The organism is Aeromonas sp. FDAARGOS 1406, from assembly GCF_019048565.1.
Classification (GTDB): domain Bacteria; phylum Pseudomonadota; class Gammaproteobacteria; order Enterobacterales; family Aeromonadaceae; genus Aeromonas; species Aeromonas caviae.
On record NZ_CP077378.1, the window covers coordinates 3073166 to 3095432 of the forward strand.

Sequence of the window (22267 nt, forward strand, 5' to 3'; positions counted from 1 at the left end):
TGACGCGCCTGTTGAGCACTCCTTCTCCCATGTGGCGGCGCCTCCCAGCTGCAGCCAGTCTGCCCTGCCCGACGGCGGAGGCGCCATGTCGCTGATCCGGGGCTGTCTGCGGCTGCGCACCCGGGACTCTGGCCGGGAGGGTGCATGTATCTGAGCCACTTCGGACTGCGGGAAGCCCCCTTCGGCCTGACCCCGAACACCGGTTTCTATTACGGCCTGCCCCCCCACGAGGAGGCCATGCAGGTGCTCAACTGGGCGCTCTCCCAGGGGGAGGGGTTCATCAAGGTGACTGGCGAGGTCGGCACCGGCAAGACCCTGCTCTGTCGCAAGCTGCTGAGCGAGCTCGGCTCCGAGGCCTGCCCGGTGCGTCTGGCCTGGCTGCCCAACCCCCATCTCACTCCGGGGGAGCTGCGCACGGCCCTGGCCCTGGAGCTGGGGCTGACGCTGGCGGGGGAGAGCGAGCTGGATCTCACGGATCGCATCCATCGCCATCTCATCGCCCTGCACAGGCAGGGGAGCCGGGTGGTGGTGCTGATCGACGAGGCGCAAGCCCTGCCGGACGAGACCCTGGAGGCGATCCGGCTGTTTGGCAACCTGGAGACCGAATCCAGCAAGCTGCTGCAGATCGTGTTGTTCGGCCAGCCGGAGCTGGATAACCGACTCGGCAAACCCCGTCTGCGCCAGCTGCGCCAGCGCATCGGCTTCTCCTACCGTTTGCGGCCGCTGCGGCTCGACGAGACCCGGGCCTATCTGGAGTACCGGCTGCAGGTGTCCGGCTATCGCGGGGCCGCCCTGTTCGATGGCCGCGCCCTGCGCAGGCTGTGGCGCGCATCCCGCGGCATTCCCCGCCTCATCAACATACTGGCGCAGAAGTGCCTGATGCTGGCCTATGGTCGCGGTGTGCGGCGGATCGACAGCGCCCTGGTCCGGCTCGCCATCCGGGATACCGATGATGTCCGCCGTGGCCGTCTCACCCTCTGGTGGCCCCTGTTGTTGTTGTTGGGCACCGCCCTGGCGTATGGAGTCTGGTCATGAGCGTGATCAATCAGATGCTGAAAGATCTGGATAGGCGTCAGCAAGAGGCCGAGGGAGCCGCCGTCTATGTGGCGCCGGTGCGCCAGCAAGGCTGGTGGATGCTGGTGCTGACCCTGCTGTGTACCCTGGCCCTGGGGATCCTCGGCTGGCGCACCTGGATCTTCTGGCAGCAGAGCCTGCGAGCCTCCCTGCCAGCGGCGCAGGTCGAGGCCCCCCGCACCGCCCCTGCGGTGGCGCCATCCGCGCCCCTGGCGGTGGTGGCCACCACGCAGGCGGTCTCCTCTGCTGCGCCAGTGGCAAAGGTGCCCGCCGCCGGTGCCGAGTCGACCGCCGCCAGAGTGGCCCCCTCCGCAGCCGAGCAGGCTCCGGCCGATGAGGCCGTGCTCACCGATGAGGGCAATCCGCAGGAAGCGCTGGGGGACGAGACGATCCCGAGCGACGAGGAGCTGCAGCCGGACCTCTATGCCGAGCTGGCTGCTGAGCAGGGCGCCGAAGAGGCGCCTGCACCCGCCGCGCCGCGCAAACCCGGGATCCTGAAGATCGAGACGGTGGAACTCTCCGACGCCGAGCTGGCCACCCTGGCCGAGCGCAAGGCGACCACGGCCATGGCCAAGGGACGGATGCAGGAGGCGCGGGATGGCTACTACGAAGTGCTGGCCCACGATCCCCACAACCAGGGGGCGCGGGAACAGCTGGCGGGCCTGCTCTATGGCGCCGGACGGCTGACCGAGGCCGCCCAGGTGCTGGAAGAGGGGCTGAGGCTGGATCCCGCGCAGGCGGACCTGCGTCTGCTGCTGGCCCGTGTGGCCATCAGCGGCGGGGATCGGCAGAAGGCGTTGGACTGGCTCACCGGCTATCAGCCCGATATTGCCAGCAATCTGGATTATTACGCCACCTGGGCCGGTCTTGCCCAGGAGCTGGGGCAGCCTGTCCAGGCGTCCGAGATGTACGTCAGGCTGTTGCGCCAGCAGCCGGATCAGGGGCGCTGGTGGCTGGGACTGGGGGTGGCGGAGGATGGTCAGGGACATCGTCAGCGGGCACTGGATGCCTATCGCAATGCCCAGTTGCACGGCAATCTGGGGGAGGCCTCCACCCAATGGCTCGAACAACGAATTGGCCAACTGACCCATTGATAGAACGGCAGTTCGATGAGCCCATGCCATCGGACAAGGCAGCGGGCGTGAAGCAACAGAGATCGGAGCAATAATGGCACAACCCAGACTGAAAATGCGCCTAGGCGACCTGCTGGTACAGGAACAGATCATCTCGGATGATCAGCTGCAGCTCGCCCTGCAGCAGCAGCGCCAGACCGGCCGCAAGCTGGGGACCACCCTCATCGATCTCGGCTTTATCAGCGAGGTGCAACTGCTGACCTTCCTCGCCCGTCAGCTGGATGTGCCCTTCTTCGATCTCAACAACCTCACCATCGACGTCTCGGCCGTGGCGCTGTTGCCCGAGGTGCAGGCGCGCCGCTACCGGGCGCTGGCCGTCAACCTGAGCGACGACAAGGTCACCGTGGTGATGTCGGATCCGGCGGATCTGAGCGCCCTCGACGCCATCGCTGCCCTGCTCAGCCCGCGGGAGCTGGTGCTGGCCGTGGCCCGTGAAGGCCAGCTGCTGGAGTATTTCGACCGCCTCTATCGCCGCACCCGGGAGATAGAGAACTTCGCGGTGCAACTGCACGAAGAGCATCAGGAGACCGGCTTCGAGCTGGGAGCCGGCAGCCTCAATGCCGCAACCGACGAGGGGGAGGCGACGGTGGCCAAGCTGCTGCGCTCCCTGTTCGAGGACGCGGTACAGGTGGGTGCCTCCGACATCCATATCGAACCGGACGAGAAGGTGCTGCGCATTCGCCAGCGTATCGACGGCGTGCTGCACGAGAACATCCTCAACGAGGTGCGCATCGCCCAGGCGCTGGTGCTGCGCCTCAAGCTGGTGGCCGGGCTCGACATCTCCGAGAAGCGTCTGCCCCAGGATGGCCGCTTCAACATGAAGGTGCGCGGCCGCGACGTGGATGTGCGGATGTCCACCATGCCGGTGCAATATGGCGAGTCCGTGGTGATGCGGCTGCTGGATCAATCCTCCGGCATCTTGTCGCTCGCCGAGACCGGGATGCCCCCCGCCATCCTGACCCGCTTCCGCCGTCAGCTCAAACGCCCTCACGGCATGATCCTGGTGACGGGCCCGACCGGTAGCGGCAAGACCACGACGCTCTACGGCGCCCTCTCCGAGCTCAACCAGGCCAGCCACAAGATCATCACGGTGGAAGACCCGGTGGAGTACCGCCTGCCCCGCATCAGCCAGGTGCAGGTCAATCCCAAGATAGGGCTCACGTTCTCCCAGGTGCTGCGCTCCACCCTGCGCCAGGATCCGGACATCCTGCTGGTGGGGGAGATGCGGGACAACGAGACGGTGGAGATCGGCCTGCGCGGCGCCATCACGGGTCACCTGGTGCTGACCACCTTGCACACCAACGACGCCGTGACCAGCGCCCTGCGTCTCATCGACATGGGGGCGCCCGGCTATCTGGTGGCGAGCGCCCTGCGGGCCGTGGTGGCCCAGCGCCTGGTGCGGCGGGTGTGTGAACACTGCGCCTGCGAGACGGCGCCTGACGAGGGGCAGGCCACCTGGCTCTCGGTGCTCTCCGGTGAAGCGCCGGGCCAGCATCGCTATCGCAAGGGGCGGGGCTGCCAGAGCTGCAACTTCACCGGCTATGCGGGCCGGATCGGGGTCTACGAGCTGCTGGAGCTGGATCAACCCATGATGGATGCCCTGCGCCGCAACGATGCCGAGGGGTTTGCCCGGGCGGCACGGGCGCATGAGCACTACCGCCCCCTGGCCCTGACGGCGCTCGACTATGCCCGCGAGGGGATCACCTCGGTGGACGAAGTGCTTCGGCTGGCCGAGGACCTGGGGTAACGCATGAGGCATCTGGATCGTACTGAATCACTCTGCCGGGGTCGCCCATGAACCGTTTTGCCTACAAGGGGCGTGACAGCCAGGGCCAGGCCGTCAGCGGCGTGGTGGAAGCGGTCAGCGAGCTGGCCGCCGCCGAGCAGCTGATGCGCCGCGGGGTGATGCCCACCGAGCTGAAGGCCGGCAAGGCCAGGTCTGCCAGCATCGACTGGTCGCTGCTGCTGGAAGGGAGCGTCAAGCTGGAAGAGCTGGTGGTCTTCAGCCGCCAGATGTATGCCCTGACCCGGGCAGGCATTCCCATCCTGCGCGCCATCGCGGGGCTGGAGGAGAGCGCCCACAGCAAGCCCCTCAAGCGGGCGCTTCACGCCCTGGGGGAGGATCTGGCCAACGGCCGGCCGCTGTCGAGCGCGATGCAGTCGCACCCGAAGGTATTCAGCAGCCTCTTCGTGGCCATCATCCACGTAGGGGAGAACACGGGTCAGCTGGAGGAGGCCTTCCTGCAGCTCGCCAACTATTTCGATCTGGAGCTGGAGACCCGCAAGCGGATCAAGACCGCCATGCGCTACCCCACCTTCGTGCTGATTGCCATCGCCGTCGCCATGGTGATCCTTAATATCATGGTGATCCCCGTCTTTGCCGGGATGTTTGCCAAGTTCGGGGTGGAGCTGCCGCTGGCGACCCGGATCCTGCTGGCCACCTCCCACTTCTTCGTTCACTACTGGTGGCTGCTGCTCGCCATCCTGGTGGGCGCCGTCGTCGGCTGGCGACGCTGGGTCGCCACCACCAAAGGCAGGCTGACCTGGCACAGATGGCAGCTGCGGCTGCCCATCGTCGGCTCCATCATAGAGCGCTCCCTGCTTGCCCGTTTTGCCCGCAGCTTCTCCATGATGCTCAAGGCCGGCGTGCCGCTCAACACGGCGCTGACCCTGGTGGCCGATGCGGTGGACAATGCCTGGATGGCGGGGCAGATCCGCGACATGCGGGGCGGCATCGAGCGGGGGGAGAGCCTGCTGCGCACCGCCGGCGCCAGCGGCCTCTTCACCCCTCTGGTGATGCAGATGATCGCGGTGGGGGAGGAGACCGGTCAAGTGGACGAGCTGCTGCACGAAGCGGCCGAGTATTACGAGCGTGAAGTGGATTATGACCTCAAGAGCCTCACCGCCCGCATCGAACCCATCCTCATCGGCATAGTGGCGGTCATGGTACTGGTGCTGGCGCTGGGTATCTTCACTCCCATGTGGGACATGATGAGAGCTGTTCGTGGCCAGTGACAGGGTTCAGCATCTTTACTCCCCTGATGGTGAGACACGATGAGAGCGGTGCGCGGCCAGTGACAGGATTTAGCATCTTCATTCCTCTTATGGTGGGACATGATGAGAGCGGTGCGCGGCCAGTGACAGGGTTTAGCATCTTCACTCCTCTGATGGTGAGACACGATGAGAGCTGTTCGCGGCCAGTAGGCAGTATCTTCATGGTCATACGGATGCCGCCCGTGCCGGGCACAGAGAACAGGGTATGAAAGAGCATGAGCAGAGAGTCCGAGCAGGATGAGCACTGGCTGGGGGGATATCGGCGGATCGTCGTCTTTATCCTGCTGGCGGTCATCGTCACGACCCTGGTCATGAGCTATCGCAATCACAGGGAAGAGGCGCTGGCCATCAGCGCCAGCCTGCTCGGTGAGCAGTTCGCACAGCGGGCCCAGCGCCTGCACGGACGCTGGCTCGACGAGCGGCGTCCGTCGGTGCTCCATGCCGAGGGCACAGCCTGGCAGTTCGATGAGCGGGGCTGGCCTCTGGCGGTGTTGCCGCGCCAGTCGCCATCGGCCGATTGCCGTCAGCTCTGGCTCGCCCTGTTGGGGCACGATGAGGGGCTCTTATCCTGGCAGGCCCTTGCCAGCGAAGGGGGTGGCGGGTGTGAATTCGGCCAGGAAGGGCACTGGCTGCACTACAGCTTCACCGATGGCCGGGTGGTGGCCCGCCCCTGATTGGGTGCTTCAAGTATTTCATTGACATGATTTTTTTCTATCCGCATGAAATAATGCGGACCATTACGGAGGCAGCATGGCAGCAAAGAGAGTGAGACCCGTTCGGGCGCTTGGCCGGATGGCCGGTTTTTCCCTGATTGAGCTGGTGATCGTCATCGTGATCCTGGGGATCCTGGCCGTCACCGCCTTGCCCCGCTTTCTCGACGTGACCGACGAGGCGAAGAAGGCGAGCGTGGAGGGGGTCTCCGGCGGGTTCGCTACCGGCGTCTCCCTGGTGCGGGCACAGTGGGAGGCGGAAGGGCGCGCCAAACAGGATGGGCTCAACACAGTGCTCTATGACGGCTCGCGTTTTTACCTGACGACGCCAACCGACACTCAGGTCAATAACGGCGAACTCTCCCCGGGGTATCCTATGGACACGGCGGCGAGTGGCAGCGCCGATGTGAACCCGGCCAGCCTGACGGCGGCCCGCTGCCTCAATATCTGGGAGGGACTGTTGCAGAATCCGCCCAAGGCGACCGCCAGCTTTGACGAGGTACGCGGCAGCGGCAATGACCTGAAGTTTTATGCTACCGTGAGCAGAAATGGACTCGATTCAGTCTGTCGTTACTATCTGGTCAACAGCCTGAGCAAGGGCAGCGATGGGCGCTATCAGGACCCGCAAGGGAGCACGGACGCCTACATGAGTTTCAGTTACCGCCCGGCCTCCGGCCAGGTGACCACCCATATCAATTGATAAACCGAGGAAAGACGTAATGAAGAAGCAATCGGGTTTCACCCTGATCGAACTGGTTATCGTGATCATCATTCTAGGCATTCTGGCGGTCACCGCCGCACCCAAGTTCCTGAATCTGCAGGATGATGCGAAAAAAGCAGCTGCTAATGGAGTGTTGGCGGCGGTACAAAGTTCTGCCCAGCTGGTGTATAGCCGCGCAGTGCTTGATGGGAAAGAAAAAGATGAAACCGGAAATGCGACTGTAAGCGGAGCCGGGTCAACAACAATCAAGATTTTTGCTGGTTATCCAAAAGCCTCCAAAGACGGTATTGAGGCTGCTATCAATCTTGATGGTGGCTGGAGTGGTTCCACCGTTTCTGGCAGTACTACAACTTATCAATTTGTACCGACTGCAAATAAGAAAGATGCTGAGTGTGTTTTGTACACCCAGGGTTCAAGCACTACAGCTGCCACATCCAAGGTGGGCAAGCTGGATGCTGATGCAGGGAAATGTAGTTAATTCAGTGATAAGCAAGCGAGGCTTCGGCCTCGCTTTCTCTTTTGTTCCGGTGAGAATCCGAATGGCAACAACCAAGGGCTTCACCCTGATTGAACTGGTCATCGTGATCCTGTTGCTCGGGATTCTGGCCGCCTTTGCCGTGCCCAAGTGGCTGGGCAAAGGCGGCTTTGAAACCCATACCCTGCGCGACGAGCTGGTGGCCCGGCTGCGGCTGGTGCAGACCATGAACATGCATGAAGGGGAGGGGCGTTGTACCCAGCTGGTGCTGGAGGCCAACCGCTTCGGCCACCTGACCCGGACGGGGAGCTGTACGCCCGGATCCATCGCTGGCTGGAGCGGGGATGAGCAGACCCGAGGGCGGCTGGTTACGGCCTCCGGTGGCCTCTCCCTCCCCCAAGGCAGCTTCTCTTTCGACAAGCGCAGCGGCCGCCCCCTCTCTCCGTCAATCTGCACCGGTGGTTGCAACCTGGTGGTGAGCGACGGCCGGGAAAGCGCACTGCTGCGCATCGAGCCCGAAGGCTATGTCCATGCGATCCCCTAAGGCCCGCCGCGGCTTCACCCTGGTCGAGTTCGTGGTCGGTATCGTGCTGCTGGCCATCGCGCTGACCGGCATCCTGGGGTTCCTTATCAACCAGGCGCCCCAGGCGGTGGATCCGGTGCAGCAGGTGCGGGCGGCCCAGCTGGCCCAGCGCATCCTGAACGAGGTGCTGCAGAAGTCCTTCGACGAACACTCGGATCACAACGGCGGGCGTTTTCGCTGCGGCGAGACGGCGGATGAGCCTGCCGTAACCTATTCCCCCTGTACCTCCCCCGCCGACTACGGTCCGGACGGCGGCGAGACCCGCCCTTATCAGTTCAACGACGTGGACGACTTCGATACCGGGGGGAGCTGGGTGGAGGCCAACCGCTTTACCCAGACTGCCGCCGGCATCCGCGACGAGGAGTATCGCGGTTACCAGGTGAAGATTGCTGTCACCCCCGACACCCTGTTCGGCAGCACGGGCCATGGCGCCGAGTCCATCGGCAAGCGCATCGAGCTGTGGGTGCGCCTGCCGGACAAGAGCGAGCTGGCCTTTGCCCTCTATCGGGGGAACTACTGATGCGCGCGTCATCGAGAGGGTTCACCCTGGTGGAGTTGGTGATGGTGATCCTGCTGCTCGGGGTATTGGCCACCTTCTCCAGCCAGTTCATCGGCATCGGCACCCAGATCTACGGGGATGCCAGCCGCCGCGAGCAGTTGATGAGCGATGCCCGCTTCGCTCTGGAGCGGCTCAATCGCGAGGTGCGGGACGCGGTGCCGGGGTCGGTGCGCATCGAGGACGAGGGGGGCAACGCCCTGGAGCAGGGGGCCTGCCTGCGTCTCTGGCCCATCGCCACCGCCAGCCGTTACCTGGGCTCGGCCCTCGGCAACGGGCTCACCATAGTCGAGCCGGATCCGCTTCCCCGGGACGGGGAGAGTGCCATCGTCTACCCCCTTGCCGACCCTGTGCTGACCCTGGTTCAGGGCTGCCTCCATGGCACCTGCGTGGCCCGGGTCGATACCGTGGGCAGTCCGGTCTCGGGGGCACTGGCGATGACACTGGGCAGTGGCTTTGCCAGGGAGTCGCCGGGACAACGGGTCTACTTTGCCAGCCAGCAGGTGCGCTACTGCGTGACGGGCACCACCCTGACCCGGGCCAGCGCCGCCATCGGCCTGGATTTTAGCGGGAGCACACCGGCCCTGATGGCCGAGCATATAGGTACGGGTTCCTATTTCTATCGGGATCCCGCTGCCTTTATCTCGAGTGAGGTGGGGCTGCGGCTGGAGTTCGAGCAGCGCGGCGAGCGCGTCCTCTTCAACCACAAGTTGGAGACGCTCAATGTCCCCTAGGCCCCCCCGTATGCGACACGCCCAGCGCGGCAGCGCCATCATGATCGCTCTCTTCGTCATCGTCATCATGGCGCTGCTGGCGGCTGCCATGGGCCGTTTCCTGGTGGACAGCGGCGAGAAGAATACGGTGGAGGTGCGCGGAGTGCGGGCCCTGATGGCGGCCCAGAGCGGGCTGGAGATCGCGCTCTACCGGCTCTATCCCAACGACGAGTGGACCGCCCAGCGGTGCGAGGCATCGACCACGACCGCCTTTGCGCTGCCCGGGCTGGCGGATTGCGAAGCCGAGGTGAGCTGTCAGCAGATCGCCGTGAGCGCGGCCGGAGGGACCCAGACCGGGTACAGATTCCGCAGTGAGGGGCGCTGCGGCGATCCGGGCGTGAACAGTGGCCCCAACCCGGATTTTGCCGTCAGCCGGACTATGGTGGCTGAAGCCTTCGATGGAGTAAACCCATGATGCGTCGCCTGTGTGCCGCCCTGTTGCTGTTGCTGTGCCTGCCGGTCCAGGCCGCGCTGGATTGTAACAGCGTCTTCCCCGGCCCCATCCAGAGTCACGATACGGCCGGTACCCTCTATATGCAGTCCGGTGCCCGGGTGGAGAATTACAATGGCCTGGAGGTCTGCTTCAAGCGGGTCACCGGGTATACGAATGAGATGAACGCGCTGGCCTGCGGCACGGGCAAGTGCCAGATCACCGGGGTGGCGAGCCTGAAGCAAACCCGCCCTGCCTTTCCGGGCAGCACGGATTCGGCCAGCTATACGGTGGCGAACTGGACCACCCCCACCGTCATCCTCGGGACCACCCCCAACTACGGCAAGGAGGCCAGCAGCAGCCGCTGGGATCTGGGCAGCCTGACCATAGATGGCTTGGTCAATGCCAACGGGTCTGGCAATGTCAGCTTCTCGGACAAATACAGCACCTATGTGATCAAGAGCCTGACCATGCAAAATGGCGGCGTGATGACGCTGACGGCTGGCAAGACCTACATCATAGAGGGTGATCTGCAACTGACGGGGGGCAGCCTTATCAAGCTGGTTGGCAGCGGCACCACCTCGTTTTACGTCAAGGGCGACATCACGGCGCACAACGACTCGCAGCTGCAGACGGGGTCCGCCTTCAAGGCCTATGTGGTCGGCAGCCTCATGCTCACCGGCAGTGACCAGCTGGCCGGGACCTATTACGCGGAAGGGGACGCCACCTTCGAGAATGAGGTGGTGCTGCGGGGCCAGCTGAGCGCCAGGAACGTCAATCTGAAGGGCAACAGCAAGGTCCTCTATGACAGCGGTGAGCCCTTGCTCACCTGCTTCAGCGACGACTTCTCCGCCAGCGCCCTCGGCAATAATTGGGTGGTGGCCCGCAGCAGCGGCAGCTTTACCCCGGCCATCGTCAATGGTCGGCTGGGGATGACCCAGGCCAGCACCAAGCAATCCACCTCGGCCACTTACCAGCGGCTCTTCCCCGCCGCCAACAACCTGGTGACCATAGAGTTCGACCAGTACGCCCACAGCGGCAACGGGGCGGACGGCATGGCGGTGGTGCTCTCCGACGACAGGGTGACCCCCCAGCCCGGTGCCTTCGGCGGACCGCTCGGTTACGGCTTCAAACCGGGGTTGAACGGGTTTGCGGGGGGCTGGCTGGGGATAGGCATCGATGAGTTCGGCAACTTCTCCGGCGAGGGGGGCACGATCAACGTGGGCCAGCGTCGCCAGTCGGTCGTGGTGCGGGGCTCGGGTTCGGGCACCAGCGGCTACAACTATCTCAAGGGAACCTGCAACGACGGCACCACCAACACTACGGGCAACTGCCTGTCGCCGACCGTGGACAGCGGCACCAACACCAACCGGCCACACCGCTATCGGCTGACGGTCGACTCCCGGGTCAGCGGCCAGTCTCTGGTCAAGGTGGAGCGCAACACCGGCAGCGGCTACAGCACCCTGATCGGCAGCTTCAATGCCGCCGCCCAGAGCGGCCAGGCGGCGATCCCGGAGAACCTGCTGCTGTCGTTGACAGGCTCCACGGGGGATCTGACCAACGCCCACCAGATCGACAACGTCCAGATCTGCGCCCTGCGTTCGAACCCGGTGGGCACCCAGATCGATCACTTCGAGTTCGATCACAGTGGCAACGCCCTGACCTGCAATCCGGAGACCCTGACCATACGCGCCTGTGCCAACGCCAGTTGCAGCCTGCTGGTCACGGGTCAGGTGAGCGCCACGCTGACCCCGCTCAAGAGCGGCAGCAATGGCTGGGTGGCCAGCAGCCAGGTGGCCTATGGAGGCAACGCCGCCACCGTGACCTTCAGCGGTGGCACCACGACCCTGCAGCTTCGCAACAATCTGGCGACGGCCATGACCGTCGGGGTGAGCGGCTCGACACCCGCCACCAGGCCGCTCAGTACTACCCTGTGCCGCGCCGGCAGCGGCGCCCTGAGCGCCGCCGCCTGTACCCTCAGCTTTGCCGACAGCGGCTTCGTGTTCGATGTGCTGGATACCTATGCCAACAGGCCGCAGGATGTGGTGATCAGCGCCGTTAAGAAAGACGATGCGACCAAGCAGTGCGTTCCCGGCTTCGCCGGCGTGAGCAAGCCGGTCAGCTTCTGGGGCGCTTATATCACTCCCGATGCCAATGCATTTGGCAGCAAGGTCGCGATAGATGGCAACCCTGTCTCGACATATGCGGCCAATGTGGCGTCGCCGACGGGCACTGTCATCAACGTGAACTTCGATAGCCAGGGCAAGGCGACCCTGAAGAATGTTCGCTATCCAGACGCGGGCCAGATACGGCTCAATGCCCGCCACGATGGCAGCGGAGATACGGCGGGGCTGGTGATGACGGGGTCGGACACCTTCATCAGCCGTCCGGTGGGGCTCTGCATCACGCCAACCCAGGGAGCCTGCGCGGCAGGCAACAGTAGCTGCCCGCTGTTCAAGCGAACGGGAGAGGCATTCCCGCTGACCGTTGCTGCCATGGCCTGGCAGGCCGACATTGATACCGACTTCTGTAGCGGCAACCTGCCCACTCCCAACTTTACGCTGGCCAATATCGCCCTGGGCAGCCAGCTGGTGGCTCCTTCACCAGGTGTGGAGGCAGTGGTCGGCACTGTCAGCTATGACCACTCCAACCAGCAGGGCAGCAGCAACCTCAACCCCCTCACCCAGACGGTCAATGAGGTCGGTGTGTTCAGGATGACGGCGACCCCGCCGGCCTCGGGTTACTTCGGCTACACCATCCCCCCAGCCAGCAGCGTGCCGGTGGGGCGCTTCGTGCCCTGGGACTTCAATCTGGTGAGCGGCACCGTCACTCCGGCCTGCGGCGGTTTCAGCTATATGAGCCAGCCATTTGACGTGCAGACAACGGTGCAGGCGCGCAACAAGGAAGGGAGCGTCACGAAGAACTACCGTGATGCCTTTGCCAGGGGTGCCCTCACCCTGGTGGTCGCCAACAACCAGGACGGGGTGGACAGATCCAACCGGCTGGATCCCCTGGTGACCAGCTGGTCCGCCGGCGTGGCGGACTTCACCGGCCAGAGCCGCTTTATGCGGTTGCGGGAGCTGACCCCGGGCCTGAGTGCGCCGGAAGAGCCGTTGCGGCGGCTGCAGTTCGGCCTTCGGGTCGCGGATGGCGAGACGCCCGAGACCAGCTTCCTCGCCGACCGGGACATGAATCCCGCCGTGACCGGCACCTGCCAGAGCGGGGTGAATTGCACCGCGAAGCGGCTCGATGTCCCACAGGGGACGGACGACACCATGCTCGCCTACTACGGCCGCCTGCTGGCCAGCACCCGGCAGGGGGTCGCCAGCGCCCCCCTGGCGCTGCCCTTGCAGGTACAGTATTTCGAAGGGGGGAGGTGGAAAGTCAATCAAGCGGATGTGTGTACACAGCTATCTCTGGCCAATGAGGGCTTTGATCCGGCAACCAGCCTAGATCCGACGCGCAAGATCAGTTTCAACAACGGCTCCTATGAGGCCACGGGTCAGGTGCCAGGAGCCACGCCGCAGCAATCTTTCCGCAGTACGCTGACGCTCAGTGGTTTGGCTGCGCCAGCCAGTGTAGCGACGGCAAACAAAGGGGAGATCCTGTTTCATTTCTCTGCACCAGTACCAGTACCAAATAAAGCTTTTGGCATTCCCTACAAGGTGGAATTGTCGAAACAGCCGTCACGGCCACTCTGGCTGGCGGACCCGGCCACGGCGGATCACCTGCTGGGGGAGGCCATCTTTGGCCGGGATCGGGGTAATGACAGAATTATTTATCGCCGGGAAGTGATGCCCTGACACCCGTGCCGCGGTGATGAGAGAGACGCATTGGTGTACACCTGCGTCTTATCTCCTTGTTTCGTAGAGTTTGTCGGCTTGTGCGGGTGAGTGATGACTCGCATTTTTGTCGCGCCTGATTGATTGGCGACAGTTTGAGCGCTTGCCCATTGGGGTGGGCATTGGTAAAGTTAGCCGGTTTTCTGCACCTCAAAATTCTTAGGATTTCCCGTAGCCATGTTCAAAAAGCTCAGAGGCGTCTTTTCCAACGATCTGTCGATCGACTTGGGAACTGCCAACACCCTGATCTATGTAAAAGATCAAGGGATCGTCCTTAACGAACCCTCAGTTGTCGCCATTCGCCAAGAGCGCGGGAACGCCAAATCGGTCGCTGCTGTCGGTCATGCCGCCAAGCAGATGCTGGGTCGTACCCCTGGTAACATCTCCGCCATTCGTCCGATGAAAGACGGCGTGATCGCCGACTTCTATGTGACCGAGAAGATGCTGCAGCACTTCATCAAGCAGGTTCACGACAACAACTATTTCCGCCCCAGCCCGCGCGTGCTGGTGTGCGTACCGTGCGGCTCCACCCAGGTGGAACGTCGCGCCATCAAGGAATCCGCCCTGGGCGCCGGTGCCCGCGAGGTCTACCTGATCGATGAGCCCATGGCTGCCGCCATCGGTGCCGGCCTGCCGGTCTCCGAAGCGACCGGTTCCATGGTGGTGGACATCGGTGGTGGTACCACCGAAGTGGCGATCATCTCCCTGAACGGCGTGGTTTACTCCCAGTCCGTCCGTATCGGTGGTGACAAGTTCGACGAAGCCATCATCAGCTACGTGCGTCGCAACTACGGCAGCCTGATCGGGGAAGCCACCGCCGAGCGCATCAAGCACGAGATCGGCTCCGCCTACCCGGGCGAAGAGGTGCGCGAGATCGAAGTCCGTGGTCGCAACCTGGCCGAAGGGGTGCCGCGCAGCTTCACCCTGAACTCCAACGAGATCCTGGAAGCGCTGCAAGAGCCGCTCTCCGGCATCGTCTCCGCCGTCATGGTGGCCCTGGAGCAATCCCCGCCCGAGCTGGCGTCCGACATCTCCGAGCGCGGCATGGTGCTGACCGGTGGTGGTGCCCTGCTCAAGGACATCGACCGTCTGCTGATGGAAGAGACCGGCATCCCGGTCGTCGTGGCTGAAGATCCCCTCACTTGTGTCGCCCGAGGTGGTGGCAAGGCGCTGGAGCTGATCGATATGCACGGTGGCGATCTGTTCCACTACGAATAAGACCCAAAGCCGGCCGAGCGCCGGCTCTTTTTTGACGACTCATGAAACCCATCTTTGGTAGAGGCCCTTCGCTTCAGTTACGGTTGTTTCTCGCCGTCATCATCTCCGTCGCTGCCATCGTCGCGGATTCCCGCTTCGGTGTGTTCAGCCACGTCCGCGTTTACCTGAGCTCCCTGGTGAGCCCGCTGCAGTACATCGCCAACACCCCAGGTACCCTGCTCGACACCATGTCGACCCAGGTGCAGACCCGTGCCGATCTCATCGAGCAGACCAAGCAGCAGGAACAGCAACTGTTCACCCTGCGCTCGCGCCTGCTGAAGATGGATCAGCTGGAGCACGAGAACCAGCGCCTGCGAGAGCTGCTCGGTTCCCCCGTGCACAAGGAGTCCCGCAAGATGGTGGCCGAGCTACTGTCGGTGGATTCCGATCCCTTCAGCCACCAGGTGCTGATCAACAAGGGGGCGCTGGACGGCGTCTACAACGGTCAGCCAGTGATCAACGATCAGGGGGTGGTCGGCCAGGTGCTGCACGTGGGATCCACCACCAGCCGCGTCCTGCTCATCACCGACTCCAGCCACGGCATCCCAGTGCGGGTGCTGCGCAACGACTTGCGCGCCATTGCCTCCGGCAGCGGCGAGCTCGACAAGCTGGAGCTGCGCAACCTGCCGCGCAACACCGACGTCCAGGTCGGCGACCTGCTGGTCACCTCGGGCCTGGGCGGCCGCTTCCCGGAAGGCTATCCGGTGGCCACCGTGACCCGCTCCGACTACGTGGAGGGCAAGCCCTTCGCCCAGATCGAGGCCAAGCCCCTGGTGGCGCTGGACCGTCTGCGCTACCTGCTGCTGCTGTGGACCGACAAGAAACCGGAAGTACACGACAAGGATGCCCTTGAGCCTGCGGCGAGCGCCTCGGTGGCCACGGCAACCTCGGCGGCGGGGGCGACGCGCTGATGCTGCAACCCGCCAGTGGCAGGATCTGGATCTGGTGTTCGATCCTGCTGGCCCTGTGCCTCTCCATCCTGCCACTTCCCTTTCAATTCGAACCCTTCCGTCCGGACTGGCTCGCCATGGTGCTCATCTACTGGGCGCTGGCGCTGCCGCACCGGACCAACGTCGGCACCGCCTGGGTGGCGGGCCTGCTGCTGGACGTGCTGCTCGGCAGCACCCTCGGCGTGCGGGCCATGGCCATGGCCATCACCACCTACCTGGCGGCATTCCAGTTCCAGAAGATCCGCAACTTCTCCCTCTGGCAGCAGGCGCTGATCATCGGTCTGCTCTCCCTGGTGGGGAAGATCACCGTGTTCTGGGCGGAGCATCTGTTCAGCCGGGCCAGCCTCAACTTCGCCTACTTTTGGTCGACGTTGACGACGATGTTAATATGGCCCTGGATTTTTATGGTCTTGCGCAAGGTGCGGCGTCGCTTCAATATCAAGTGAATGTGAATAAAAACAACGCATTGTAACTGCGCATCGTCTCATTGAGTGAAGTATGAACAAGCACAACGAACTGCAACTCTATCTCGCCTCGGGCTCTCCCCGCCGGCACGAGCTTCTGACCCGCCTGGGCTACCGTTTCGAGGTCCTCAAGCTGGATGTGCCGGAGCTGCGCAACGACGGTGAGAAGCCCCAGGATTACGTCTGCCGGCTGGCCCGCGACAAGGCGATGGCCGGTGTGGCCGCGGCGCCCACGGCGCTGCCTGTGCTGGGGGCCGACACCATAGTGGTGCTGGGGGAGTGGGTGCTGGAGAAACCCTCCGACCTGCTGGACGCCAAGGACATGCTGGAAGCCCTCTCCGGGCGGGTACACCAGGTGATGACGGCGGTGGCCCTGGCCACCCCGGAGCGGTGCGATGTGCGGCTGGTCACCACCAACGTGGCGTTTCGCAAGCTGGACGAGGCCGAGATCGAAGCCTACTGGCGCACCGGCGAGCCGTGCGACAAGGCGGGCGCCTATGCTATCCAGGGCATTGCCGGCAAATTCGTCAGTCGCCTCGAGGGGAGCTACAGTGCCGTGGTCGGCCTGCCCCTGCTGGAGACGGACCTGTTGATCAAGCAGCACCTCGAGCAGACCCGGTAATCCTCTCGTCAGCAGTGCGCTGCTGAGTTACCCGTTGTTCGTCGTGCCAGAATTCAAAACTAGAAAGGCAAGGTAACTTATGTCGGTAGAACTGCTGGTAAACGTCACCCCCTCCGAAACCCGGGTCGCCCTGGTCGAGAACGGTCTGCTGCAGGAAGTGCATGTGGAGCGTCAGGCCAAGCGCGGCATCGTGGGCAACATCTACAAGGGCAAGATCAGCCGCGTGCTGCCCGGCATGCAGGCCGCCTTCGTTGACATCGGCATGGACAAGGCCGCCTTCCTGCACGCCTCCGACATAGTGCCCCATACCGAGTGTGTGGCGATCAAGGAGAAGGAGCAGTTCCAGGCCGGCAACATCGCCGAACTGGTGCGCCAGGGGCAGGACATCATGGTACAGGTGGTCAAAGACCCGCTCGGTACCAAGGGGGCTCGCCTCACCACCGACATCACCCTGCCATCCCGTTATCTGGTCTTCATGCCGGGCAGTGCCCACGTGGGGGTCTCCCAGCGCATCGAATCCGAGGCGGAGCGCGAGCGCCTCAAGCGCACCGTGGCCGGCTATGTGGACGAACTGGGCGGCTACATCATCCGCACCGCCGCCGAAGGGGTGGGGGAGCAGGAGCTGGAGCAGGACGCCGCCTTCTTGAAGCGCCTGTGGCGCAAGATCCTCGAGCGCAAGCAGAAGTACCCCCCCTGCAAGATCCTCTACGAGGATCCCAGCCTGGCGTTCCGGGTGGTGCGCGACTTCGTCGGGGCCGAGCTCGACAAGATCCGGGTCGACTCCCGCCAGAGCTTCGATCAGCTCAAGCGCTTCACCGAGGAGTACGTGCCCGAGCTCGCCAACAAGCTGGAGTACTACTCCGGCGAGTCGCCCATCTTCGATCTCTACGACGTGGAGAACGAGATCCAGCGCGCCCTGGAGCGCAAGGTGGAGCTGAAATCCGGCGGCTACCTCATCATCGATCAGACCGAAGCCATGACCACGGTGGACATCAACACCGGCGCCTTCGTCGGCCATCGCAATCTGGAAGAGACCATCTTCAACACCAACGTCGAGGCCACCGCCGCCATCGCCCGTCACCTGCGCCTGCGCAACCTCGGCGGCATCATCATCATCGACTTCATCGACATGCAGTCCGAGGATCACCGTCGTCGGGTGCTGCACAGCCTGGAGCTGGCGCTGGCCAAGGACAGGGCCAAGACCAACGTCAACGGTTTCTCCCAGCTCGGGCTGGTGGAGATGACCCGCAAGCGTACCCGGGAGAGCCTGGAGCACGTGCTTTGCGCCGAGTGCCCCGAGTGCAAGGGGCGCGGCCGGGTCAAGACGGTGGAGTCGGTCTGCTTCGAGATCCTGCGGGAGATCATCCGGGTCAACCGCGCCTACGACGCGGATCAGTTCACCGTCTATGCGGCCCCCTCGGTGGCCGATTACCTGCGGGGGGAAGAGTCTCACAGTCTGGCGGAGCTGGAAGTCTTCATCGGCAAGCAGGTCAGGGTGGTCTCCGAGCCGCTCTGTGGGCAGGAACAGTTCGATGTGGTGATGATGTAATTGGTCTATCGCTGGCTGAGTCGGGGCTGGTTGGCCCTCGGAGTCTTCTTCGTGCTGCTGGCCGTTCTGGTCAGCGTGGTACGACTGGGCGGCCCTTTGCTCAACCAGCACCGGGCGGCCGTGATAGGGACCCTGCTCGGAGAGAGTCAGCTCGAGGTGAGCGTGGATCACGTCGGGCTGGAGTGGACTCCCCGCGGCCCGGCCATCGGGCTGGAAGGACTGGCCATCGCCCCCGATTCGGGGCGTTTCTCCCTGCGCCTTGGCAAGGTGTGGGCCCACCTCGACTTCTGGCGCTCCCTCAACGAACTCAGACCGGTGTTTGGCCAGTTGATCCTGAGCGACGGCAACATCGCGCTGGACATGACCCAGCCCGCCACCCCCGTCAGCGGGAAGAGCGCGAACCAGCAGGAGGCCCTGCTGCGCTTCCTGCTGACCCAGCTCTCCACCTTCGACATTCACGACACACGCCTGAGCCTCACCACGGCACTGGGGGAGGTGCGCGCCCTCGACATCGCCCAGTTGCGCTGGCAGAACCGCGGCAAGCGGCATCAGGGGGTCGGCAAGGCCTATCTCATCAACGGGGTGGGGGAGAGCACCCTGGACCTCATCATCGATGTGGATGCCCCCGAGGTGCGGCTCGACCGCCTCAAGGGCCAGCTCTATCTGGGGGCCAGCGAGCTGGACATCAGCCCCATGCTGGCCCGGATCCACGCCGGCGCGCCGCCGGTGAGCGGCCAGCTCGACTTCCAGCTCTGGAGCGAGTTCGAGAAGGGCAGGCTCGGCAACTCCCTGCTGGCCTTTGGCAACAACCACCTGATCTGGAAGGACGAGATCAAGGGAGAGTCGCACCGCCTCGACCTGCAGGGGGGCAAGATCCAGCTGCGCCGGGACGGCGAGGCGTGGCAGCTCGCCAGCCACGACGTCATCTTCAAGCTCGATGGCGCCACCTGGCTGCACAGCCGCCTGCAGCTCGAGCGCATCGGCTCGCGCATCCAGGGCTATGTGCCCGCCATCGATATCGACCAGATTGCCAACTTGAGCCAGCTGGTCTCCGGCCTCTATCCCGAGCTGACCGAGACCCTCAAGCGCACCCGGCCAAGGGGCCAGTTGCAGGAGCTGGTCCTGCAGGCCGACGGGGACTGGCAGGGGCTCTCTGTGCAGGGGCAACTGCGCGGCTTCGGGACCCGGGCCTGGCACGATGTGCCCGGTCTGCAAAAGCTGGACGGCGACTTCTGGCTGACCCCGAACGGGGGGCGTGCCCGCCTGACCCTGGGCAAGGGCAAGGTGGATCCGGCCCGCCACTTCAAGGAACCCATCCCGGTGGACAGCCTGAGTGCAGCCCTCGACTGGTGGCGGGCGCCGCAAGGCTGGGTGCTCTATGGTCAGGACATTGCCCTGGAGAACCCGGATCTGCGCCTCGCCAGCCGGTTTCGCCTCGAGCTGTTCGAGCACCCCTTCCTCGCCCTGACCGGGCGCATCGACGTCAAGAACGCGGCCCATGCGGATCGCTACTACCCCCTGGCGGTGATGGATGAGGGGCTGGTGAGCTACCTGAGCGGCGCCATCAAGGGGGGCAAGGCCAAAGGGGCCGACCTGCTCTGGTACGGCGAATTCCGTGACTTCCCCTACGACAACGGCAAGGGCGTCTTCCAGGTGGCGGTGCCGCTGCAACAGGCCACCTACGAGTTTTTCCCCGGTTGGCAGCCGCTGACCGACCTGCAGATCGATCTGCTGTTCCAGAACGCCAGCCTCGACATGAACAGCCGCGCCACCCAGCTCGGCAAGGCCAGCTCCGACTCGGTGCATGCCTGGATCCCGGACCTCTATCCGGGTGCTCACCTCTACGTGGATGCCAGGGTTGAGGGCGAGGGCAAGGCCATCAGCGACTATTTGCAGGACTCGCCGCTGGGGGGAACCGTCGGTCAGGCGCTGCGGGAGGTGGAGATCCGCGGCCCCATGAAGGGCACGGTGAAGCTCGACATACCGCTGGATGGCGAGGGGGAGGTCAAGGCCAGCGGGGAAGCCAGCTTCAAGGACAACAAGGTGAGGATCGCCTCCCTGGATCTGCCCCTCGACGGGGTCGCAGGGACGCTCGAGTATGACAACGAGCAGACTCGCATTCACAACCTCAAGGCCAGCCTGTGGAACCAGCCGCTGACCCTGGATTATCAGGGGCGGCAACTGCCCCACGGCTATCAGGCCGACCTCAAGTTCCAGGGGCAGTGGGACAGCCGCCGCCAGCGCCGGGACATACCGGCCCTCGAGATGCTCCAGGGGCGCAGCAACTGGTCCGGTACCCTGGGGCTGACCCTGCCCGAGAACAAGGCGTTCAGCTTCCAGCTGGCGCTGGACTCCAACCTGCAGGGCATGGGGCTGGATCTGCCCGTGCCCCTGACCAAGGCGGCGGGTACCCGGCTGCCCCTCAAGGTGACGGCCCGCGGGCGGGATGGCAGCGCCGACATCCGCGCCGTGCTGGGGGCGGACATCGACATGCAGAGCCGCCTGGTGTACGGCGACGGCGTGCCCTATCTCAGCCGGGTGCGGGTCAATATCGGCCAGCCCGGGGCGCGGGTGATGCAGGACAAGCCCATGCTGCTCGCCATCAACCAGCAGCAGGCGGACGTGGCCGGCTGGCTGGCCCGTCTCAAGCAGTGGCTGCCGGCCGGTTCGGCGCCGAGTGACAATGCTGTGGTGGGCCCCTCTTTCTTGCCCCAGGAGTGGTGGGTGGATGGCCAGCTGGCCCGTGCCGACATCGGCAGTGCCAGCCTCAAGGCGGTACATTTCACCCTGGGGCCGGTGAACCAGGCCACCGAGGTGATGATCGACAGCCCCGACGTGATGGGGGTGGTGCGGGTGCCGGTGGCCGATGGGCGCCCCATCGATGCCAAGTTTGCCCGCATCTACTGGTCCGGCAAGGGGACCGATCTCAGCCCGGATCCCGATGAGCGCCAGGACAGGGCCATCATGAATGCCATTCCCTGGCTCACCTTCAGTTGCGTGGATTGCCGCTTCGGCGAGCTGCCCCTGGGTGAGGTGAAGGGGGAGCTGCTGCCCGGGGCCAACCGGCTGGATCTCAAGGGACTGGAGATGCGCCTGGCGGGCAGCACCCTGCGCGGCAGCGCCGAGTGGCTGGCCCGTGGCAGCCAGATGCAGACCCGTGCCAGGGTGAACCTCGAGACCCGCAACAGCGAGCTGCTGCTCAAGCGGCTCGGCTACACCTCGCCCATCGGGGATGCCCCGGGCAAGCTGGCGCTGGATCTGAACTGGCGTGACGTGCCCTACCGCCTGAGCCTGCCGACTCTGGCGGGCAGCGCCGACTACCAGCTGGAGGGAGGCACCCTGCGGGAGGTCAACGACAAGGGGGCCCGGCTGCTCTCCCTGCTGAGCCTCGACTCCCTGATGCGCAAGCTGCGCCTCGATTTTCGCGATGTATTCGACAAGGGCTTCTATTTCGAGTCCATGTCCGCCTCCGCCAAGGTCAATCAGGGGGTGGTGGAGAACAACGACTTCTACATGAAGGGGGCCGCAGGCAACCTGCGGGGCAAGGGCATCGCGGATCTGGTGCGCTGGCGGCTCGACTTTGATCTGAGCTTCTCCCCCAACCTGGGCGGCACCCTGCCGGTGGTGGCGGCCTTCTCCCTGACCCCCATCACCGGGCTCTATGTGCTGGCCCTCTCCAAGCTGCTGGAGCCAGTGGTGGACGTGGTGACCCGCATCGATTTTCGGGTCTCCGGCCCGCTGGACGCCCCCAGGCTGGTGGAGGCGGGGCGGGATCGCGCCCGCATCAAGCTCAACCAGCACCAGAAGGATGCGGTGGATGCGGTGGCGCCCGGCCTGCCCGCCAAGGAGGTCACCCCCTTCCTGCTCGATCCCAAGCACCAGGGCTCGGGTCAGCGCTGAGGGCATGCACCGGGCTGGGGGACTTTCCCCCGGCCGCCAAACCCCTCATAGTGCAGATATTTCCCCGCGAGCCGAGAAGGCCTTCTGTCACCGGTCACCGGCTCGCCCAACAGATGAGTGCGGATATTGCCCTGCGAGCCGAGAAGGCCTTGTGTCACCGGCTCGCCTAACAGA

The 22267-nt window shown here is 64.4% G+C and carries 18 protein-coding genes; all 18 read left to right on the forward strand.

What is annotated here, in order from left to right; genetic code table 11:
- Positions 1 to 144: 144 nt before the first annotated feature.
- The 18 genes from I6L36_RS14515 (at position 145) to I6L36_RS14600 (ending at position 22093) form a co-directional block, all read left to right on the forward strand.
- On the forward strand, positions 145 to 1035 hold the full coding sequence (locus I6L36_RS14515) for an ExeA family protein (RefSeq protein ID WP_069652320.1): 891 nt from the start codon (positions 145 to 147) through the stop codon (positions 1033 to 1035).
- Positions 1032 to 2168, forward strand: a complete 1137-nt coding sequence (locus tag I6L36_RS14520; protein ID WP_069652319.1) for a tetratricopeptide repeat protein — start codon at positions 1032 to 1034, stop codon at positions 2166 to 2168. The genes I6L36_RS14515 and I6L36_RS14520 overlap by 4 nt, the downstream gene beginning before the upstream one ends.
- Before the next feature lie 73 nt (positions 2169 to 2241).
- Positions 2242 to 3954, forward strand: a complete 1713-nt coding sequence (gene mshE, locus I6L36_RS14525) for an MSHA fimbrial ATPase MshE (RefSeq protein WP_069652318.1) — start codon at positions 2242 to 2244, stop codon at positions 3952 to 3954.
- Between the two features lie 47 nt (positions 3955 to 4001).
- Positions 4002 to 5222 (forward strand): type II secretion system F family protein, encoded by a 1221-nt coding sequence (locus tag I6L36_RS14530; RefSeq protein ID WP_043154386.1) that lies wholly within the window; start codon positions 4002 to 4004, stop codon positions 5220 to 5222.
- A gap of 254 nt (positions 5223 to 5476) precedes the next feature.
- Complete coding sequence (locus I6L36_RS14535) at positions 5477 to 5935, forward strand: hypothetical protein (RefSeq protein ID WP_069652317.1); 459 nt, start codon at positions 5477 to 5479, stop codon at positions 5933 to 5935.
- 76 nt (positions 5936 to 6011) lie between these two features.
- Entirely contained in the window at positions 6012 to 6671 is a 660-nt protein-coding gene (locus tag I6L36_RS14540; protein ID WP_069652316.1) for a prepilin-type N-terminal cleavage/methylation domain-containing protein, read from the forward strand.
- A gap of 19 nt (positions 6672 to 6690) precedes the next feature.
- Complete coding sequence (locus I6L36_RS14545; protein WP_109111820.1) at positions 6691 to 7170, forward strand: prepilin-type N-terminal cleavage/methylation domain-containing protein; 480 nt, start codon at positions 6691 to 6693, stop codon at positions 7168 to 7170.
- A gap of 61 nt (positions 7171 to 7231) precedes the next feature.
- Positions 7232 to 7711, forward strand: coding sequence for a Tfp pilus assembly protein FimT/FimU (locus tag I6L36_RS14550; RefSeq protein WP_109111819.1), 480 nt, complete (start codon positions 7232 to 7234; stop codon positions 7709 to 7711).
- A complete protein-coding gene (locus I6L36_RS14555; protein WP_109111818.1) occupies positions 7698 to 8270 on the forward strand; it encodes a type II secretion system protein in 573 nt (190 codons plus the stop codon). The genes I6L36_RS14550 and I6L36_RS14555 overlap by 14 nt, the downstream gene beginning before the upstream one ends.
- The gene (locus I6L36_RS14560; RefSeq protein WP_109111817.1) at positions 8270 to 9040 is read left to right on the forward strand and encodes a PilW family protein; all 771 of its coding nucleotides are present in this window, start codon (positions 8270 to 8272) and stop codon (positions 9038 to 9040) included. The genes I6L36_RS14555 and I6L36_RS14560 overlap by 1 nt, the downstream gene beginning before the upstream one ends.
- Positions 9041 to 9050: 10 nt before the next feature.
- A complete protein-coding gene (locus I6L36_RS14565) occupies positions 9051 to 9494 on the forward strand; it encodes an MSHA biogenesis protein MshP (protein WP_254052347.1) in 444 nt (147 codons plus the stop codon).
- Positions 9491 to 13312: a DUF6701 domain-containing protein gene (locus tag I6L36_RS14570; RefSeq protein ID WP_254052346.1), complete on the forward strand. Its 3822-nt coding sequence runs from the start codon at positions 9491 to 9493 to the stop codon at positions 13310 to 13312. Before I6L36_RS14565 ends, I6L36_RS14570 begins: the two co-directional genes overlap by 4 nt.
- Positions 13313 to 13528: 216 nt before the next feature.
- Positions 13529 to 14569, forward strand: coding sequence for a rod shape-determining protein (locus I6L36_RS14575; RefSeq protein WP_005308111.1), 1041 nt, complete (start codon positions 13529 to 13531; stop codon positions 14567 to 14569).
- A 41-nt stretch (positions 14570 to 14610) separates the two neighbouring features.
- Entirely contained in the window at positions 14611 to 15519 is a 909-nt protein-coding gene (gene mreC / locus I6L36_RS14580) for a rod shape-determining protein MreC (protein WP_109111816.1), read from the forward strand.
- Complete coding sequence (gene mreD, locus I6L36_RS14585) at positions 15519 to 16004, forward strand: rod shape-determining protein MreD (RefSeq protein ID WP_010672635.1); 486 nt, start codon at positions 15519 to 15521, stop codon at positions 16002 to 16004. The genes mreC and mreD overlap by 1 nt, the downstream gene beginning before the upstream one ends.
- A 52-nt stretch (positions 16005 to 16056) precedes the next feature.
- On the forward strand, positions 16057 to 16644 hold the full coding sequence (locus I6L36_RS14590) for a nucleoside triphosphate pyrophosphatase (protein ID WP_109111815.1): 588 nt from the start codon (positions 16057 to 16059) through the stop codon (positions 16642 to 16644).
- 79 nt (positions 16645 to 16723) lie between these two features.
- Positions 16724 to 18193 carry a ribonuclease G gene (gene rng / locus I6L36_RS14595; protein WP_039040432.1) on the forward strand — a complete coding sequence of 490 codons (1470 nt, stop codon included), beginning with the start codon at positions 16724 to 16726 and terminating at the stop codon, positions 18191 to 18193.
- Positions 18194 to 22093 carry a YhdP family protein gene (locus I6L36_RS14600; protein WP_162540497.1) on the forward strand — a complete coding sequence of 1300 codons (3900 nt, stop codon included), beginning with the start codon at positions 18194 to 18196 and terminating at the stop codon, positions 22091 to 22093.
- Positions 22094 to 22267 lie beyond the last annotated feature (174 nt).

Bases quoted from the DNA above. Each gene is read 5' to 3' on its own strand.
- I6L36_RS14555 (WP_109111818.1), top strand. From the start codon at position 7,698: ATGCGATCCCCTAAGGCCCGCCGCGGCTTCACCCTGGTCGAGTTCGTG.
- mreD (WP_010672635.1), top strand. From the start codon at position 15,519: ATGCTGCAACCCGCCAGTGGCAGGATCTGGATCTGGTGTTCGATCCTG.
- I6L36_RS14515 (WP_069652320.1), top strand. From the start codon at position 145: ATGTATCTGAGCCACTTCGGACTGCGGGAAGCCCCCTTCGGCCTGACC.
- I6L36_RS14570 (WP_254052346.1), top strand. From the start codon at position 9,491: ATGATGCGTCGCCTGTGTGCCGCCCTGTTGCTGTTGCTGTGCCTGCCG.
- I6L36_RS14565 (WP_254052347.1), top strand. From the start codon at position 9,051: ATGCGACACGCCCAGCGCGGCAGCGCCATCATGATCGCTCTCTTCGTC.
- I6L36_RS14530 (WP_043154386.1), top strand. From the start codon at position 4,002: ATGAACCGTTTTGCCTACAAGGGGCGTGACAGCCAGGGCCAGGCCGTC.
- I6L36_RS14560 (WP_109111817.1), top strand. From the start codon at position 8,270: ATGCGCGCGTCATCGAGAGGGTTCACCCTGGTGGAGTTGGTGATGGTG.
- I6L36_RS14520 (WP_069652319.1), top strand. From the start codon at position 1,032: ATGAGCGTGATCAATCAGATGCTGAAAGATCTGGATAGGCGTCAGCAA.
- mshE (WP_069652318.1), top strand. From the start codon at position 2,242: ATGGCACAACCCAGACTGAAAATGCGCCTAGGCGACCTGCTGGTACAG.
- rng (WP_039040432.1), top strand. From the start codon at position 16,724: ATGTCGGTAGAACTGCTGGTAAACGTCACCCCCTCCGAAACCCGGGTC.
- I6L36_RS14535 (WP_069652317.1), top strand. From the start codon at position 5,477: ATGAGCAGAGAGTCCGAGCAGGATGAGCACTGGCTGGGGGGATATCGG.
- I6L36_RS14550 (WP_109111819.1), top strand. From the start codon at position 7,232: ATGGCAACAACCAAGGGCTTCACCCTGATTGAACTGGTCATCGTGATC.
- I6L36_RS14575 (WP_005308111.1), top strand. From the start codon at position 13,529: ATGTTCAAAAAGCTCAGAGGCGTCTTTTCCAACGATCTGTCGATCGAC.
- I6L36_RS14590 (WP_109111815.1), top strand. From the start codon at position 16,057: ATGAACAAGCACAACGAACTGCAACTCTATCTCGCCTCGGGCTCTCCC.
- I6L36_RS14545 (WP_109111820.1), top strand. From the start codon at position 6,691: ATGAAGAAGCAATCGGGTTTCACCCTGATCGAACTGGTTATCGTGATC.
- mreC (WP_109111816.1), top strand. From the start codon at position 14,611: ATGAAACCCATCTTTGGTAGAGGCCCTTCGCTTCAGTTACGGTTGTTT.
- I6L36_RS14540 (WP_069652316.1), top strand. From the start codon at position 6,012: ATGGCAGCAAAGAGAGTGAGACCCGTTCGGGCGCTTGGCCGGATGGCC.